Annotated in this window: 19 protein-coding genes; 2 read left to right on the top strand and 17 right to left on the bottom strand. The window is 40.5% G+C overall.

Annotation, left to right across the window (positions count from 1 at the left end):
- Nucleotides 1-13: 13 nt before the first annotated feature.
- The 14 genes from HMPREF8578_RS07395 to HMPREF8578_RS07330 all read right to left on the bottom strand — a co-directional run bounded on the left by HMPREF8578_RS07395 (nucleotide 14) and on the right by HMPREF8578_RS07330 (nucleotide 11238).
- The gene (locus HMPREF8578_RS07395) at nucleotides 14-1165 is read right to left on the bottom strand and encodes an MFS transporter (protein WP_000816258.1); all 1152 of its coding nucleotides are present in this window, start codon (nucleotides 1163-1165) and stop codon (nucleotides 14-16) included.
- Between the two features lie 112 nt (nucleotides 1166-1277).
- A complete protein-coding gene (locus tag HMPREF8578_RS07390) occupies nucleotides 1278-1901 on the bottom strand; it encodes a Pr6Pr family membrane protein (protein ID WP_000775204.1) in 624 nt (207 codons plus the stop codon).
- Nucleotides 1902-1903: 2 nt separating this feature from the next.
- Nucleotides 1904-2242 carry a zinc ribbon domain-containing protein YjdM gene (locus HMPREF8578_RS07385; RefSeq protein ID WP_001061600.1) on the bottom strand — a complete coding sequence of 113 codons (339 nt, stop codon included), beginning with the start codon at nucleotides 2240-2242 and terminating at the stop codon, nucleotides 1904-1906.
- Nucleotides 2243-2451: 209 nt separating this feature from the next.
- On the bottom strand, nucleotides 2452-2970 hold the full coding sequence (locus HMPREF8578_RS07380; protein WP_000229889.1) for a Dps family protein: 519 nt from the start codon (nucleotides 2968-2970) through the stop codon (nucleotides 2452-2454).
- Between the two features lie 189 nt (nucleotides 2971-3159).
- A complete protein-coding gene (gene tpiA / locus HMPREF8578_RS07375) occupies nucleotides 3160-3918 on the bottom strand; it encodes a triose-phosphate isomerase (protein ID WP_000087899.1) in 759 nt (252 codons plus the stop codon).
- A gap of 96 nt (nucleotides 3919-4014) precedes the next feature.
- A complete protein-coding gene (locus HMPREF8578_RS07370; protein ID WP_000220751.1) occupies nucleotides 4015-4692 on the bottom strand; it encodes a DnaD domain-containing protein in 678 nt (225 codons plus the stop codon).
- An 8-nt stretch (nucleotides 4693-4700) separates the two neighbouring features.
- On the bottom strand, nucleotides 4701-5645 hold the full coding sequence (gene metA, locus HMPREF8578_RS07365; RefSeq protein ID WP_001122729.1) for a homoserine O-acetyltransferase MetA: 945 nt from the start codon (nucleotides 5643-5645) through the stop codon (nucleotides 4701-4703).
- 186 nt (nucleotides 5646-5831) lie between these two features.
- On the bottom strand, nucleotides 5832-6344 hold the full coding sequence (locus tag HMPREF8578_RS07360; protein ID WP_001049316.1) for an adenine phosphoribosyltransferase: 513 nt from the start codon (nucleotides 6342-6344) through the stop codon (nucleotides 5832-5834).
- 86 nt (nucleotides 6345-6430) lie between these two features.
- On the bottom strand, nucleotides 6431-7189 hold the full coding sequence (locus tag HMPREF8578_RS07355; RefSeq protein WP_001287239.1) for a class I SAM-dependent methyltransferase: 759 nt from the start codon (nucleotides 7187-7189) through the stop codon (nucleotides 6431-6433).
- 483 nt (nucleotides 7190-7672) lie between these two features.
- Nucleotides 7673-8362: a 50S ribosomal protein L1 gene (rplA, locus tag HMPREF8578_RS07350; protein WP_001085675.1), complete on the bottom strand. Its 690-nt coding sequence runs from the start codon at nucleotides 8360-8362 to the stop codon at nucleotides 7673-7675.
- A 97-nt stretch (nucleotides 8363-8459) separates the two neighbouring features.
- Complete coding sequence (gene rplK / locus HMPREF8578_RS07345; RefSeq protein WP_001085808.1) at nucleotides 8460-8885, bottom strand: 50S ribosomal protein L11; 426 nt, start codon at nucleotides 8883-8885, stop codon at nucleotides 8460-8462.
- 122 nt (nucleotides 8886-9007) lie between these two features.
- Nucleotides 9008-9724: an LD-carboxypeptidase LdcB/DacB gene (gene ldcB / locus HMPREF8578_RS07340; protein WP_000747740.1), complete on the bottom strand. Its 717-nt coding sequence runs from the start codon at nucleotides 9722-9724 to the stop codon at nucleotides 9008-9010.
- A 13-nt stretch (nucleotides 9725-9737) separates the two neighbouring features.
- Nucleotides 9738-10199 carry an HIT family protein gene (locus HMPREF8578_RS07335; protein ID WP_000335642.1) on the bottom strand — a complete coding sequence of 154 codons (462 nt, stop codon included), beginning with the start codon at nucleotides 10197-10199 and terminating at the stop codon, nucleotides 9738-9740.
- A gap of 1 nt (nucleotide 10200) precedes the next feature.
- On the bottom strand, nucleotides 10201-11238 hold the full coding sequence (locus HMPREF8578_RS07330) for a M42 family metallopeptidase (RefSeq protein ID WP_001076924.1): 1038 nt from the start codon (nucleotides 11236-11238) through the stop codon (nucleotides 10201-10203).
- Between the two features lie 139 nt (nucleotides 11239-11377).
- Between HMPREF8578_RS07330 and HMPREF8578_RS07325 the strand changes: the two genes are divergently transcribed.
- Both HMPREF8578_RS07325 and HMPREF8578_RS07320 read left to right on the top strand, forming a co-directional pair.
- On the top strand, nucleotides 11378-11929 hold the full coding sequence (locus tag HMPREF8578_RS07325) for a DUF1307 domain-containing protein (RefSeq protein WP_000844332.1): 552 nt from the start codon (nucleotides 11378-11380) through the stop codon (nucleotides 11927-11929).
- Nucleotides 11930-12247: 318 nt separating this feature from the next.
- Entirely contained in the window at nucleotides 12248-12799 is a 552-nt protein-coding gene (locus HMPREF8578_RS07320; RefSeq protein WP_000861107.1) for a DUF1307 domain-containing protein, read from the top strand.
- Nucleotides 12800-12847: 48 nt separating this feature from the next.
- Here HMPREF8578_RS07320 and brnQ read toward each other — a convergent pair whose 3' ends face one another.
- From brnQ to HMPREF8578_RS07305, 3 genes are all read right to left on the bottom strand, one after another.
- Entirely contained in the window at nucleotides 12848-14173 is a 1326-nt protein-coding gene (gene brnQ, locus HMPREF8578_RS07315) for a branched-chain amino acid transport system II carrier protein (RefSeq protein ID WP_001074588.1), read from the bottom strand.
- Between the two features lie 184 nt (nucleotides 14174-14357).
- A complete protein-coding gene (locus HMPREF8578_RS07310) occupies nucleotides 14358-14645 on the bottom strand; it encodes a rhodanese-like domain-containing protein (RefSeq protein WP_000659164.1) in 288 nt (95 codons plus the stop codon).
- Nucleotides 14642-15232, bottom strand: coding sequence for a uracil-DNA glycosylase family protein (locus tag HMPREF8578_RS07305; protein WP_000078131.1), 591 nt, complete (start codon nucleotides 15230-15232; stop codon nucleotides 14642-14644). The genes HMPREF8578_RS07310 and HMPREF8578_RS07305 overlap by 4 nt, the downstream gene beginning before the upstream one ends.
- Nucleotides 15233-15271: the final 39 nt, after the last annotated feature.

Genomic DNA, 15271 nt, shown 5'->3' with positions numbered 1-15271 from the left:
TAGGAAATTAATCCTAAGCTCTCTTTTGAAGTGCGTACATAACAAAGATAGAAGTGACAATCAACCAACATCCTAAAATGGTGAAGACCAACATACCATTTTGAGTCACCAAGCCAATCGCCCCAAGAATAAACGGTGTCGTAAAGGCTCCAAAGCTACATCCTAGCACTGCAAAAGATGTTGCCTGATTAAGGAGCTTTGCTGGGATTCTTTCAGAAAGAAGTTGAAAGACAGTGGTCAAGGCCACACTGTAAGAAAAACCTGCCACAACACTTCCAACTACCATCACACCCAATGACGGAGACAAGGCAATCACAATCTGCCCCAATCCAAAGGTGATACCTGACCAAAGGAGCAACCTTTCTTTAAACAGAGAGATAAAGAAAGAAAAACTCACACCTGCCAAGATACCAATCAACTGCATGATACTTAAAACCAAGCTCGATAACTGGGCATCCCCTAGACTTCTTTCCACCATCAGACTAGGAATACGAATGGTGATAGCTGTGTTGGTGCAGACAACAACTGCTGCTTCGACAGCCAATAGAAAAATCAAGCCTTTCATCTGTCCTGTCAAACGAGTTGTTTCGGCCTCTTTTTTCTTTGTTTCTTTCTTTTCTTTCCCATAAGGGACAAAGAGCAGATAAAGGATCAATACTAAAAATCCTGCACTGTAGGCCAAGAAGGTCACTGTCCATCCCAAGGATAAGAGTTGACCGACCACTAGAGTCAAAATCGATGCCCCGACAACTTCTGCTGATCCGCGAAGACCCAACATCTGGATCCGTGTCTTTCCATGATAGCGTTCGCTAATGATGGAAATGGCCTTGGCATTAATCATTCCAACACCCAAGCCAAATAAAATCCGCATCGCAAAGACAAAGTTGTACTCCTGATACCAGAAAGGGGCAGTTCCACCGATAGAAAGGATGAGAAGTCCTAGACTAATCTGAAGTCGCTCAGGAAATAACCGCTCCAAAAACCCATTTAAAACCAGCATAATCATAATTCCAAAAGAAGGAAGACTGACCAGGAGCTCGATTTGTTCTTTGGGATAGCCTTGATAGTAGTCAAACATGGCTGGCAGAGCACTTGAGATGGAAAAGGAGGTAATCAAAACGAGGGAGAGGGCCAAAATACTAGCCCGTTCTAAATATTGTTTCATGAATTTTCTTTCTGTATATTTCTCACTGTTGATCCTTTTAAAAGGAAGATGGCAAGAAAAGAAGGAGCCCGATTGAACTAGAGACTCCGTCCTAACTTTCCTAATAGGAAGACTATTTTCGCTTGATTTGCTTGATCAGATAGAAGATGAAGCCTGCAACCATATACGCCGCAAAAATGATCAAACACCATTTGATAACCACGTCCCAACCCTTGTTCACATTCAAAAAGAAATAAGGGAAGGGATTGTCTTTGGAATTCGGAATATTGAGTTTTAAGACCAGGCCGTTAAACAAAGCAAAAATCATATAAACCAAGGGCAAGATGGTCCACAAGACTGGATCCCAGATCTTGTATTGACCCCGTTTATCAAAGAAAAGGGTGTCGGCTAAAAACCAGAGTGGAACGATATAGTGGCAAAGGAAATTTTCCACACGGTAAAAGTCTGTCGCAATCGGAGCAAGCATAAAATGGTAAATCACACAGGTAATCATGATACTCATGGTAACACCACCCTTGAGACGAAGCAAGGTCGGACTTTGCCAATTTTCACCTGAACGGCTCATCACACGGAGCAGATAACCCGTGAAAATCGTTACCAAAAGATTGGACAACACTGTGTAGTAAAGGAGCATACCAAAGCCACCGTGCTTGGTAATCTCCAAATAAACTCCTGTAAATGCCGCTAAGAACAAGAGCACACGACTATAAAAGATAAATTTGTAGTTCAGTTTCATGGCTAGATTTTCTTAACAAATTCTGACTTGAGTTTCATAGCTCCAAAACCATCAATCTTACAGTCGATGTTGTGGTCACCTTCTACGATACGGATATTTTTAACGCGAGTTCCTTGTTTCAAATCCTTTGGCGCACCTTTTACTTTCAAGTCCTTGATTAAGGTTACAGTATCGCCGTCAGCCAATTTATTTCCATTGGCATCGATAGCAACTACACCTTCTTCTACTTCTGCAACTTCTGCAGGATTCCACTCATAGGCACACTCTGGGCAGACCAAGAGACTTCCGTCTTCGTAGACATATTCTGAATTACATTTTGGGCAATTTGGTAAGTTGTTCATAAGTCCTCCTTAAACTAACAATTATTCTTTAAAATTCATATGTTATTGAACAGCAACTATTATACCGTAAAATCCTACTTTTGACAATGTGTCCTAAGTCCAGCAAACAAAAAAATCATGCAACTGTTTACAGTTACATGACTTTTAAAAGATGATTGGTCATGGGCACTTATCAAGCACCTCATGATAAAAGGGGTAGCAACTATATTTTACAAACCAGGAGCTTGTCCAAGTTCTGCTGCAAGCATCCAAACTGTTTTCTCAAGTTCAGCCTTAGCACCAACAAAGATATCGTTTGTAACATCATCGCCTTCTTCATCAGTCACATCCAAAGCATTTTGGAAAAGAGCGATGAGGTAGCAATAAATCGCTAGAACACGTTCCAAGCTTTCTTCAACGTTACGGAATTCTCCTTCTTCTTCTTCGATTTCACTGTGTTGAAGGAACTCTGTCAAAGTTGAGTAAGGTTTACCACCAAGGGTGATCAAACGCTCACTGATTTCGTCAAGATAGCCATCAAGGCTGTCCATGTATTCATCCATTTTTGGATGCCATACGAGGAAACCACGACCACGCATATACCAGTGAACTTGGTGAAGAGCAATGTGAGCCACATACAAATCTGCTACTGCTTGGTTCAATACTTCCTTTGTTTTGGCCAATGCTACTGGCGCTGTTTTAGATAATGTTGTTACGTCTTTTACTGCTTCTTTTTTCAATTCAACCATATTTCTTACCTCTTTCATTTTTTTGTAACCATCTTCTTAGTGGTTACAATATAAGTATACTACTACCAGAAAACGATAGCAAGGAAAGTGTACTATCTGAGAAAAGTTGTAATAGACTGATAATTTAAGAAAAATATACGGCCTCTATAAAAAAAGACAGTCTTAGAAGACTGTCTCGAATAACTTAGATTATTTTACAAAGTCAAGCAATGCCAAGAAGCTTTCAGCTTCAAGTGACGCACCACCAACAAGGGCACCGTCAACGTCTGGGCAAGCCATGTATGAAGCGACGTTTTCAGGTTTAACAGAACCACCGTATTGAACACGAACTTTGTCCGCAACTTCTTGACCAAAGTCAGCTGCTACAACGTCACGAACAACTTTACACATTTTTTGTGCATCGTCTTGTGAAGCTGATTTACCAGTACCGATAGCCCAGATTGGCTCGTAAGCGATAACTGAGGCAGCAACTTGTTCAGCTGTCAATCCAGCCAATGCAGCAGATACTTGAGCACCTACGAATTCGGCAGCTTTACCAGCTTCGTAAGTTTCAAGTGACTCACCACAACAGATGATTGGAAGCATACCGTTCGCAAAGATTGCTTTTGCTTTTTTGTTGATATCTTCGTCAGTTTCATGGAAGTAGTCACGACGTTCTGAGTGACCGATCACAACGTAGTCTGTACCGATTTCTTTCAAAACTTGTGGGCTAGTTTCACCAGTAAATGCACCTGCATTTTCAAAGTAGCAGTTTTGAGCAGCAACTTTAAGGTTTGAACCTTTAGCAGCAGCAAGAACAGCTGTCAAATCAACTGCAGGAGCTGCGATACCTGCTTCAACAAGGTCTGATGAAGGAAGTTTTGAGGCAACGGCTTCAACGAATGCTTTTGCTTCTTCTGGATTTTTGTTCATTTTCCAGTTACCAGCGATAAATGGTTTACGTGACATTTCACATACCTCTTTTTTCATTTTATTCACTATTATTCTATCATATTTATAAGGAGCTTGCAAACCTTACTCTAATTTTCAAGATTTTTCAAGCGACTAATCTTGCCACAAATTCATGGCATCGAGGAAATCAGCCGAAGCCTGAACTTGTTTGGGATTGTTGGCTTCTCGCTCTGCTCGTTTGGCCTCTACTTGGGCAACAGATTGAATGCCCTCATGGCGCCAGTTTCGTAGGATTGCCTGAATATATTTCCAGTTTGGCTTGCCATTGAGAACGGCCTCTCGGAGAGCTTCCTTGATCAAATCCGCCTTAACTCCGTCTTCTTTGACAGTCTTAGAAAGGTCTTCGATTTCAAATGGCGTTAACAAGCGTCCCAATTCCTGCTGAAAAGTTTCAACCAGATCCTTCAACTGATTCTGCGAATTTGGGGCAGTTGTAGCTGGAGTTTGGCTATCTAGTAAGCTATCTAAGCGTTCAAAAGCCAAACTAGCATCAAAAATCAGCTCAATTTCCCCGTTTAGTTCAATGGTCCGATATTGTAGCAAACCATTTTCTGTCAAATTCGAAATAGATTGGTTGACATCTGCAACCTCTTTGCCAATGATTTCAGCAATCTGACTAGGTGAAACATCTCCGAGGGCTGTAGTATTTTGTAAATAGAAAAATTGCCAGACCAGAAAATCTTCGCTGGAAGGAAAGAGTTCCTTAACATGCAAGAGCAGGGCACTTGGCAAAACCAAGTTCCCTGATTTAAAAGCGTCAAAATATGTCATAATTCCTCTTATAGATATCCAAATGCAGCCGCATCATCCTCTACCTTTCTCCAGTCAAAAGGGGTTTCTTGATAAACTGCATAGTTTACCCAATTGCTGAAAAAGAGGGCAGCCGATGAAGACCAACAGAGACAGGGCGTCTCATTTACATCATCATTTTTAAAGTAGTTCTCTGGGATATGAGGGTCGAGTCCCGCCTCATAATCACGAAAATACTCTCTTGCCAAAGTGTCACGATCATACTCCAAATGACCAAAACTATAAATCTCACGCAAATCTCGACTAGCTAGGATAGAAACCCCAACTTCAGGACCTTCTGACAGAATCTCCAGATTGGTCTTATTTAAGATTTCTTCTTTTAAAATCTCAGTATGACGAGAATGAGGAGCTACATAGCGATCATCAAACCCTCTAAAAAGAAGGTGCCCCTCTTTCAAGGTATCTTGTGGATAAATGCCTGATAGTTTCCGATCCATCTGGTGCTTTTCAACGCCATAGCGAACATAAAGACCTGCTTGTGCTCCCCAACAGATATGGAGGGTTGAAAAAACATGCGTCTTGGACCATTCGATTACCTGCTTGAATTCCTCCCAGTAATCTACCTCCTCAAAAGGCAAATGCTCCACTGGTGCTCCTGTGATAATCATTCCATCAAAAAAGTCATCCTTGACCTCTGGAAAGGTCTTATAGAAGGTTTCCATATGTTCGGCACGAGTTGTCTTGGAACGATGTGTTTCCATATATAAGAAATCAATATCTAATTGCAAAGGGGTATTAGCCAAATGCCGTAAGAGTTGCGTTTCTGTTACCATTTTTTGAGGCATGAGATTTAAAATCAAAATCTTCAAGGGGCGAATATCCTGATGAGCAGCCCGTTGGTCGTCCATAACAAAGATATTTTCTGTCCTTAAAATCTCCACAGCTGGTAATTTTTTATCAATTCGAATCGGCATAATACCCTCCTAACAGTTCTCTATTTCGGGAATGATCTTGTCTGTTTGAAAGTAAAAACCTCCAAATACTTCTTCCTTTTATTATACTGTATGAAGATATAGTTTTCAATTATAGTTTTTCTCTAACTAGCTATAGTTAATTTATATAGCAGATGAAGAGAAAACAGCCCCAAGGACTGTTTTTCATTAATAATGCATAAGTACCTTGTAATCGTAGTCTCCGATTTTTTCACGGCCTTTAAGCTCATCCAACTCAATCAAGAAAGCACAACCGGCTACAACTCCACCAAGCCTTTCAATCATCTCAATCGTTGCCTTGACAGTTCCACCTGTTGCCAAGAGATCATCTACGATGAGAACACGTTGGCCTGGCTTGATCGCATCAGCATGCATGGTCAAGGTATCAATACCGTACTCTTTCTCATAATCAGCAGAAATGACTTCACGTGGCAATTTCCCTGGTTTACGAACAGGTGCAAAGCCAATTCCCAACTCAAAAGCAACTGGGCAGCCAACAATAAATCCACGAGCCTCTGGACCCACAATCATGTCGATCTTCTTGTCTGTTGCATACTGAACAATTTCACGAACAGCGTAGCTATAAGCATTTCCATCTGCCATCAAAGGGCTGATATCACGGAAGGTAATACCTTCCTTAGGATAATTTTCAATCGTTGCGATATAATCTTTTAAATTCATCTTTTTCTTTCTTTCAAAGTTTTTTACTCTCTATTATAGCATATTTTTTAAGAAAGAAAAAAGGAAAAGTTAACTTCAATAATTATCTAACGATTTGACGATTTATAACTAGCCATAGCAATAAAGCCCAATTTCTGTTTATTCTTAGCAAACATTTTATACATAGTTAAAAACTGCTTTCTATTCTCCTTTTTACAAGCATTTACGCAAATTTTCAAAGTTCCTAGCCAACCTTCGTCATAAATCATACCTGATAATTTCATTAATGTCATTTCACCAGTCAATATTTTCACATCACGATAACCTGATTCTATCATCACCTGTTCCCAACCATCTTGAGTTAAAGGACCTACATTTACATGAATTGCTTGTGACAATTCCTGTCTGACAGACTCTTTAGCTTCCTTAAGAAGCACATCATGTGTCAAAAGAAGACCTTCAGGTTTTAAAACCCTTAGATACTCCATTACACATTTTTTCTTAGCTTGATCGGCTTGCATAGTCAGCATAGCTTCATTTATAACAATATCAAAACTAGCATCTCCATAAGGAAGTTTCATTGCATTTGCTCTTTCAAATCTGATCAAATGACCAACACCTGCCGTTTCAGCAGATTTTTTAGCCACTTCTAAGGCTTGTCCATCCATATCAACAGCAGTTATCTTACAACCAAAACGCTGTGCCAACTCAATTGCTGTAGTTCCCCTATTGCACGCAACTTCTAGTATTCTCTTTTCTTTTGAAAATCCTCCTTCCGCAATTAACCAATCTGTAGCACGTTTCCCACCTGGACGTAAGCGTTTTTTCCCCAGTTTTGCTAAAAACTTATGACCTGCTTCTGACATTTGAACACCTCTATTTTTTCTTCATTATAACATAAAATTATATTATCTGACAATTCTAATCTATTATTTGATAAACTAGAATCAAAAGCATACAAGCTGCCATGACTATAGCATAAATCTATTAATCACCTCTCTAGTTCGAATTCAATTGCTCACGTAGTTTACGCATATAGGTTACGACTACATATTTGTACTTTAGAGTTGCTGGCCTCCTTATCCGCTATATACGCTTTACTACCACGTGCCTATTCGTATAGCCAAGATTTCTCTATCTCTTTCTCTGCCGATTCTTGTTTCCAACGTCAGACTTAAACAGTCTATCCTAATGCCGTTCGATCAGCTACTCACAATAGTCAGGCTTGGGAATCACTTTTGGGTTTACTAGTATATGGTACCCACAGAGGACTTACACCTCAGATGAACGGAATGCTCGTTGTACCTAAAAAACGAGCACATTCGTACTCGTTTTTAAAAATCTGTTAATTAAAGTGAGTTTACGTCAACCTTGATACCAACACCTTGAGTAGTTGTGATAGTCAAGTTTGTTACGTAAGTTCCTTTAGCTGTAGCTGGTTTTGCTTTTTGGATTGTTTCGTTGAAAGCTTTGAAGTTTTCAACCAATTTTTCAGCTTCAAATGATACTTTACCGATGATTGCTTGAACGTTACCTGCACGGTCAGCACGGTAAGTGATTTTACCACCTTTAGACTCTTCAACTGCTTTAGCAACATCCATTGTTACAGTACCAGTTTTAGGGTTTGGCATCAAGTTACGTGGTCCAAGGACACGTCCAAGACGTCCAACAAGAGCCATCATGTCAGGTGTAGCGATAACTACGTCGAAGTCCAACCAACCGTCGTTGATTTTCGCAACAAGGTCATCTTCACCAACAAAGTCTGCACCAGCAGCTTTTGCTTCTTCAGCTTTTGCACCACGTGCGAAAACAAGAACGCGTGAAGTTTTACCTGTACCGTTTGGCAATACCATTGCGCCACGGATTTGTTGGTCAGCTTTTTTAACGTCGATGTTCAAGTTGTATGCAACTTCTACAGTTGCGTCAAATTTTGCAAAGTTAGTTTCCTTTGCAAGTGCTACAGCTTCTTCTACACTGTATGCTTTTGTGCTGTCGATTTTCTCAAGAGCAGCACGAAGTTGTTTGCTTTTTTTAGCCATTTTCTATTCTCCTTGTAAGTGGTTCAATCGATTTTCATCTCCCACGTCACTTCTCGAAATGATGAAGTCTTGCGGGTTATATTGGGGGTGTTATTGATTAGTCAACAACAGTGAATCCCATAGAACGAGCAGTACCTTCGATCATACGCATTGCAGACTCAATGTTTGCTGCGTTCAAATCTGGCATCTTAGTTTCTGCAATTTCTTGTACTTGTGCACGAGTAACTGTAGCAACTTTAGTTTTGTTAGGTGTACCTGATCCTTTTTCAACACCTGCAGCTTTTTTCAAAAGAACAGCAGCTGGTGGTGTTTTTGTAACGAAAGTAAATGATTTGTCTTCGTATACTGAGATAACAACTGGAATGATCATACCAGCTTGGTCAGCTGTACGAGCGTTGAACTCTTTTGTGAATCCCATGATGTTGATACCAGCTTGACCAAGAGCAGGTCCAACTGGTGGAGCTGGTGTAGCTTTACCAGCAGGGATTTGCAATTTTACAAGTTTTTCGACTTTTTTAGCCATTTTTAAATCCTCCTTTGTGGTTTTGGCGGTAATTAAAGATTTTTACCTCCCACAAGTATGCTTTACACATACCTTTCTATTATACACTATTTATCTAAAAATGCAAGAGAAAAATTACTTTTTTAATCGACGTAATCTCCGCCTTCAAAGCCATAGTACTCTTCCAGACTGAGACCACTTGCAGCAATTTCTTTGGCTTCCTTTCCAACGTAGCGAAGATGCCATTCTTCCGCCATGTAGCCAGTCTCTTTTTCCTTGCCTTTGAGATAGCGAACGACAAAGCCATAGTCAGCCGCATGATCCAAGAGCCACTGGGCCGCCTTTTCTTCAGTAACTAAATCTCCATCTGTCCCAATAAGGTCAAATGCAAGACCCGTTTGGTGTTCACTATAACCTGGGCGTGCTGAGTAGCGATCTGCTGCTTCCTTCCCGTCTTGATTCACATAGTCTTGGTAGAGCTTTGCCTGAGTTTCATAACTTCTAAAACCACTGTAGTGATCGCTGATTGGGTAGCCAGCTGCTTGCATTGCCGCAATGAGTTTGACCAACTCTGCTTTAGCTGTTGGATTTTCTCCTGGATTATAGTCTTTTGACAAAGGATAGTGCTTATTAGCTATGACGATTTCATCGTACTTCCCTTGAATACTATAGTAGTCTCCCTTATTGACAACTTCTGCCTTCTTCTGACTAGAGGCTTGAGATTTGCTCCCTACAGTTCCTTCAGGTTGACTAGTTTGTTCCGTTTTTTGAGTGTTTTCTTCATTTTTAGGTTTTTCTTGAGAACATGCTGCTAGGGTTACTGCCAGCAAACCAGATAAAACGATGTATCTTTTTTTCATTTTTCTTCCTCTCTTAGACCAAGTGCTTCTCTAATTCATCGGATAAGGCTTTAATCATTTGTTCCAACTCATGGGATTTCACTTGGCAATCTTCTGCCGCCATTTCTTCCCAGGGCACCCACCAGACTGGCCCACGGCCATTCAATCCATGACCCTTCATATCACCTATTCTTCGTGGAAAGAGATGCCAATGAGCGTGGGCATCACCATTTCCTAGGAGTTCAATATTCATCTTTTCAGCCTCAAATGCTTTGGCGACTGCTTCTTGGACCAAACTCATTTCCTCTAAAAAGCGAAGTTTTACAGAAGTCTCCATATGGTGGAGTTCTGTGACATGATCTTTTGCTAAAAATAAGGTATAGCCCTTAAAGTATTGGTGGTCTCCAATAACTACATATCCTGTTTCTAGTTCTTTTACAAAGTAGGGATTTTCCCCTTCCTTGATCCATTCAATTCTTTGACAAATCAAGCACATATTAGTCTACCAATGCACTCTTGAGATAGGCATCAACCATACGCTCAGTCGCTACAACCGAATCAATGTGTGTTCGTTCGTAAGAGTGACTGGATTCAATACCAGCTCCAAGGAGGGCGTGTTTGACCTCTGCTCCTGCTGACATAGCTGCTGAAGCGTCCGATCCATAAAATGGATAGATATCCAGCTTAAATGGAATATCTTGCTCTTTCGCCAAAGCTACTAAGTGTTGACGGAAGTCATAGTGATAAGGTCCTGAAGCATCCTTTACACAGATAGATACTGTGTACTCATCCGTCTGTTGGTCATCGCCCATAGCTCCCATATCCACAGCCAGATATTCTACTACCTCTTCTGGAATATTGGAGTTAGCACCATGGCCCACCTCTTCAAAGACTGAAAAAGCAAAGTGTGTCGTCATCGGCAAGTCAATTCCTTCTTCTTTATAAACTCGAAGGAGATTGAGCAAAATTGCTGCGCTGACCTTGTCATCCAAGTGGCGAGACTTGATAAAACCAGTCTCTGTCACGACAGTTCGCGGATCGAAACTGATAAAATCACCGACCTCGATGCCCAAGGCGCGGGTTTCTTTTTCATTGGTTACTTTTGCATCCAAACGCACTTCCATATTGTCCTGTGTGCGTTCAGCAGTTCCCGCATCTTTGTAGACATGGCAAGAAGTTTGATGGATGAGAATGGTTCCAGATACCTTTTTACCTGTGCTAGCCACATGAACCGTACAGTTTTCTCCTTCAATCATGTTCCAAGGAAAACCACCGATACGATCCAATTTGAGACGGCCATCTGATTTGACAGCACGGACAATAGCACCCAGCGTATCCACATGGGCAGTCACATAGCGCTGTTGGTCATCATTTTGACCTTTAATAGTAACATTGACACCACCCTTGGCTGTACGAACCGGCTGGTAACCAAGTTTCTCTATAGTATGGACTAGATAGTCTGAAATCTCACGAGTAAAGCCCGTCGGAGATGCAATAGCAGTTAGTTCTTTGATATAGTTTATAGTCTGATTCATTTCTTCACCTCTTTCCTACCATTATAACATTTTTCTAGTCAGACTCCTTCTCAAAAGGAGAAAAACTGTGTTTAGTTGCTTTCACTATAGATCCATGTTATAATACAAATACTTTGATTATGAAAGGAAAGTAACAAATATGAAATCATACTTTAAAGTATCACTAGCCCTTGTGGCTTCACTTGTTCTCCTGCTCGGATGTTCCAAACAAGCGTCAACACCTACCAACAGCAGTTCTAAAGAAGACACAACAACTCAGTCAAGTGAGAGCAAACAAAGCAGCAAACAATCATCTGAAAAGAAAGAAACAACTAAGACACATACTTTTGTCAACAAAAGCAATTCTGGAATCACTTCTACCTTGGTTTATACTGTAGACGGCGACAATGTTATCAAGCAATCAGCTCATAACATTGCTGATCCTGAAATCCTTGGTGCAACTCCAGAAGATGTCAAGAGTTTTATCGAAGAAAAGTACAAAGGTTATAATGGACTCAAAGGTGTTAAACAAACGATTGAAATCAAAGATGGAAAAGTTGTTCAAGATCTAGAAGTTGACTTCTCAGTTGCAAGCATTAGCGAACTTAGAAAAGCACTTCCTGAAGAATATTCTGGTATCGGTAATCGTGTCAGTTTCTCAAATTCTAAAAAAGCACTGGAAAAAATGGGATTCACAGAGAAGACGAACTAATCTCCCAAAATTTCATATAGACTAGTGTAGGTCCACCCCAAAAGTTAGACACAACTCTGACTCTTGGGGTATTTTGTTACATCCCTAACCGATGAGTTCAATAGATTCCTCCAAATCCCATAAAAAGTGCATTTAAAACTTCACACCCTTATAAAGCCATATGATAAAAGATTTTTGAAACAAATAGAGACAAAACTTTAATCGTCAGACTAGTTTCTGTTCATTGTCATGTCAAGTCAGATGAGAGGGGAGGTCTAGTTGATTTTGTAGTAGAATCATGTTATAATACAAAATACTTTGATTATGAAAGGAAATTCTATGAAAACTTATGTTAAAACTTCACTAGCCCTAGTGACTTCACTTGTCCTCCTGCTTGGATGTTCCAAACAAGCTTCTACACCTGCTAGCAGCAGTACCAAAGAAGACACAACAACTCAGTCAAGCGAGACCAAACAAAGCAGTCAACAATCATCTGAAAAGAAAGATGAGACAAAAAACTACATTTTTGTTCACAATAGCAATCCCGGAAGAACTTCTACCTTGACATACACTGTTAAGGGGGATGATGTTGTAAAACAAGAAGTCTATAATGTTTTTGACCCTGAAATACTGGACAAGTCAGCAGAAGAGATTAAAGAACTTATCGTGAAAACTTATAAAAAGGAGGAAGGACTTAAAGGCATTACACAAAATATCGAATTCAAAGATGGAAAAGTCATCCATAGCATGGAGGTTGACATGACTGTTGTGAATCTCGAAGAGATGAAAAAAGCAATGCCAAATGAAGTTTCTGGCTCTGGAAGCCGTGTAAGTTTTCTAAAAACTAGAAAAATGCTTAAAGAGGCTGGTTATATTGAACAAACCAACTAATGAGTCGTGCTCATACAAAAAATTCTTGGTCGATGACCAAGAATTTTTTTATTCCATCTCAAAAACATCACTCTCTTGTTTGTTTGGTAGAACCAATGAAAGCAAGATTCCGACAATAGCTGGCACTAGCCATGGAAGAGAGGCTGACGCAAACGGAAGGGCATTAATCAGATTTTCTAGAAACTCAATCTTAAAGGAACTTCCAAGGACGCTTGCAAGAGCAATAGCTGTAACAAGCCCAATAGTTAACTGCATGCCCGGTTTTGATAGGGCTACAAACTTATTAACAATCACAATCATCACAATGGCGATGGTGATTGGGTACAATATTACCAGTACTGGCACTGAATACTTAATGATTGCATCAAGTCCAAGATTTGCAATAGCAAATCCAATCAAGGTAAAGGCAGTTGCATAGACCTTGTAGCTGATTTGTGGGAAACGTCCGTTAAAGAACTCTGCTGTCGACACAATCAATCCAACTGTCGTTGTGAAGCAGGTTACAGTTACCATAACAGCAAGGAAGAGTTGAGCTGTTGAACCAAAGATTTCCTGAGTTGCTTGCGACAAGATATAAACACCTGGTGTTCCACCCTTCATCACTTCTGCTGGTACTGGGAAGTGATTTCCAAGGAATCCTAAACCAATGTAAAGAGCGCTGAAAGCAAGAGCTACAACGATACCAACCACCCAAATAGTTGAAATGTATTCTTTCTTACTGGAGAATCCAAGTTGTTTCAAGGTTTGAACAGCAATCACACTGAAAGCCACTGAGGCAAGGGCATCCAAAGTGTTATAACCTTCTAGGAAACCTGTCCCAAAAGCAGAAGCTTGATAAGCAGCTGACGCAGTTTGAGGACTTGTTCCACCGTATTTGAAGGCACCTAGTACAACCAAGATAACGATCAACAAAGCAAAGACTGGCGTTAAGATACGTCCAATTCGATCCAAAATCTTTGATGGATTAAGTGAAATCAAATAAGCCGCTGCAAAGTACAGCACGGTAAAGATAATCAATCCTAGGCCTTTGTTTGCTTCGGATAAGAGGGGACTAATCCCAACTTCGTAAGCTGTTGTGGCTGTACGTGGAATGGCAAAGAAGGGGCCAATCGATAGATAGAGGACTGCAAGATAAAGCGTCGCAAACCAAGGTGAGATTTTCTTAGAAATCTCGTGAATGTATCCTTTCGGGTTTAGCGTTCCAATAATAAGTGTCAAGACGGCAATACCGACACCTGAAAAGACAAAACCTGCGATGGCAGGAAGAAACTGTTCTCCAGATAGGGCACCTAGAGAGGGCGGAAAGATCAAGTTCCCCGCACCAAAAAATATTCCAAACAGGAGCAAGCCTGTTAGGGCACCTTTTTTAGCCATAATAATCTCCTTCATATTTCTAAAATACTGACCTAGTATACCATGATTAGGACTTTGAAAAAAGTATCCAAAATTAATCATTGAATGTTTTCAATATTTTTAAAAATAAGAATTATCTAAAAACAAAATCCCTCACTCAGTTGGAACCGAGCAAGGGAAGATTAGGATCTATCACCATAGAGGTTTAAAGATTTTCAAAGGTCATCATTCCACCTTGGACATTGATAACGTCATAACCCTGTTCAGCTAGAAATTGACAAGCACGCGCTGACCTCACCCCAGATTTGCAAATGACATAATACAAGAGGTCCTTGTCCAATTGATCATAAGTATCAGCCAATTGACTAAGTGGTAGGTTCTGAGCACCTTCTAAATGAAGCGTCTCGAACTCTTCTACTTCTCTCACGTCTAAGACTGAAAGGGACCCTTTCTGATAAAACTGGTAAAAATCGTTAAAAGTAATTTCTTTCATTTTGTTTCTCCAAGAATCTTTTGAATTCTATTTTTCAAATCTGGCACTACTTCTGACTCAAACCAAGGATTCTTAGCCATCCAGATTTGATTACGAGGTGACGGATGCACCAAAGGGAAATAATCAGGCAAATAATCCTTAAACCGATGCACACGGTCGGTCACCTTGCCACTGATTTTCTCCTGTAAATAGTAGGCTTGGGCATACTGGCCAATCAAAAGGGTCAATTCAATATTTGGACATTCCTTGAGGAGTTGCGGATGCCATTTTTCTGCAAAATCTGTACGAGGTGGAAGATCACCTGACTTGCCATGTCCTGGGAAGTAAAAATCCATTGGCAGAACTGCAAAATAACCTGAATTGTAAAAGGTGTCTTCATCCACACCTAACCAGTCCCGCAAGCGATCGCCGCTCTTATCCTTCCAATAAATCCCAGCTTCTTGGGTTTTAAGCCCCGGTGCCTGACCGACAATATTGATGCGGGCAGTTTTTGGCGCCGCAAAGAGAGGTTCGATTCCGCGTTCTGTATAGCAGGTATTTTGCGGATCCGCCATAATGGCTTGCTTGATTCTTTCAATTTGAGACATCTGTTTTCCCTCCAAAAAGAAGTCCAAGCATACAATCTC

Source organism: Streptococcus oralis ATCC 49296, assembly GCF_000185265.1.
Lineage (GTDB): Bacteria > Bacillota > Bacilli > Lactobacillales > Streptococcaceae > Streptococcus > Streptococcus oralis_BC.
The sequence above is the reverse complement of the archived record's forward strand: the minus strand, read 5'-3'. Positions and strand labels throughout refer to the sequence as shown.

Coding starts and splice junctions, on each gene's coding strand:
- HMPREF8578_RS07395 (WP_000816258.1), bottom strand. CDS start 1,165: ATGAAACAATATTTAGAACGGGCTAGTATTTTGGCCCTCTCCCTCGTT.
- HMPREF8578_RS07390 (WP_000775204.1), bottom strand. CDS start 1,901: ATGAAACTGAACTACAAATTTATCTTTTATAGTCGTGTGCTCTTGTTC.
- HMPREF8578_RS07385 (WP_001061600.1), bottom strand. CDS start 2,242: ATGAACAACTTACCAAATTGCCCAAAATGTAATTCAGAATATGTCTAC.
- HMPREF8578_RS07380 (WP_000229889.1), bottom strand. CDS start 2,970: ATGGTTGAATTGAAAAAAGAAGCAGTAAAAGACGTAACAACATTATCT.
- tpiA (WP_000087899.1), bottom strand. CDS start 3,918: ATGTCACGTAAACCATTTATCGCTGGTAACTGGAAAATGAACAAAAAT.
- HMPREF8578_RS07370 (WP_000220751.1), bottom strand. CDS start 4,692: ATGACATATTTTGACGCTTTTAAATCAGGGAACTTGGTTTTGCCAAGT.
- metA (WP_001122729.1), bottom strand. CDS start 5,645: ATGCCGATTCGAATTGATAAAAAATTACCAGCTGTGGAGATTTTAAGG.
- HMPREF8578_RS07360 (WP_001049316.1), bottom strand. CDS start 6,344: ATGAATTTAAAAGATTATATCGCAACGATTGAAAATTATCCTAAGGAA.
- HMPREF8578_RS07355 (WP_001287239.1), bottom strand. CDS start 7,189: ATGTCAGAAGCAGGTCATAAGTTTTTAGCAAAACTGGGGAAAAAACGC.
- rplA (WP_001085675.1), bottom strand. CDS start 8,362: ATGGCTAAAAAAAGCAAACAACTTCGTGCTGCTCTTGAGAAAATCGAC.
- rplK (WP_001085808.1), bottom strand. CDS start 8,885: ATGGCTAAAAAAGTCGAAAAACTTGTAAAATTGCAAATCCCTGCTGGT.
- ldcB (WP_000747740.1), bottom strand. CDS start 9,724: ATGAAAAAAAGATACATCGTTTTATCTGGTTTGCTGGCAGTAACCCTA.
- HMPREF8578_RS07335 (WP_000335642.1), bottom strand. CDS start 10,199: ATGTGCTTGATTTGTCAAAGAATTGAATGGATCAAGGAAGGGGAAAAT.
- HMPREF8578_RS07330 (WP_001076924.1), bottom strand. CDS start 11,238: ATGAATCAGACTATAAACTATATCAAAGAACTAACTGCTATTGCATCT.
- HMPREF8578_RS07325 (WP_000844332.1), top strand. CDS start 11,378: ATGAAATCATACTTTAAAGTATCACTAGCCCTTGTGGCTTCACTTGTT.
- HMPREF8578_RS07320 (WP_000861107.1), top strand. CDS start 12,248: ATGAAAACTTATGTTAAAACTTCACTAGCCCTAGTGACTTCACTTGTC.
- brnQ (WP_001074588.1), bottom strand. CDS start 14,173: ATGGCTAAAAAAGGTGCCCTAACAGGCTTGCTCCTGTTTGGAATATTT.
- HMPREF8578_RS07310 (WP_000659164.1), bottom strand. CDS start 14,645: ATGAAAGAAATTACTTTTAACGATTTTTACCAGTTTTATCAGAAAGGG.
- HMPREF8578_RS07305 (WP_000078131.1), bottom strand. CDS start 15,232: ATGTCTCAAATTGAAAGAATCAAGCAAGCCATTATGGCGGATCCGCAA.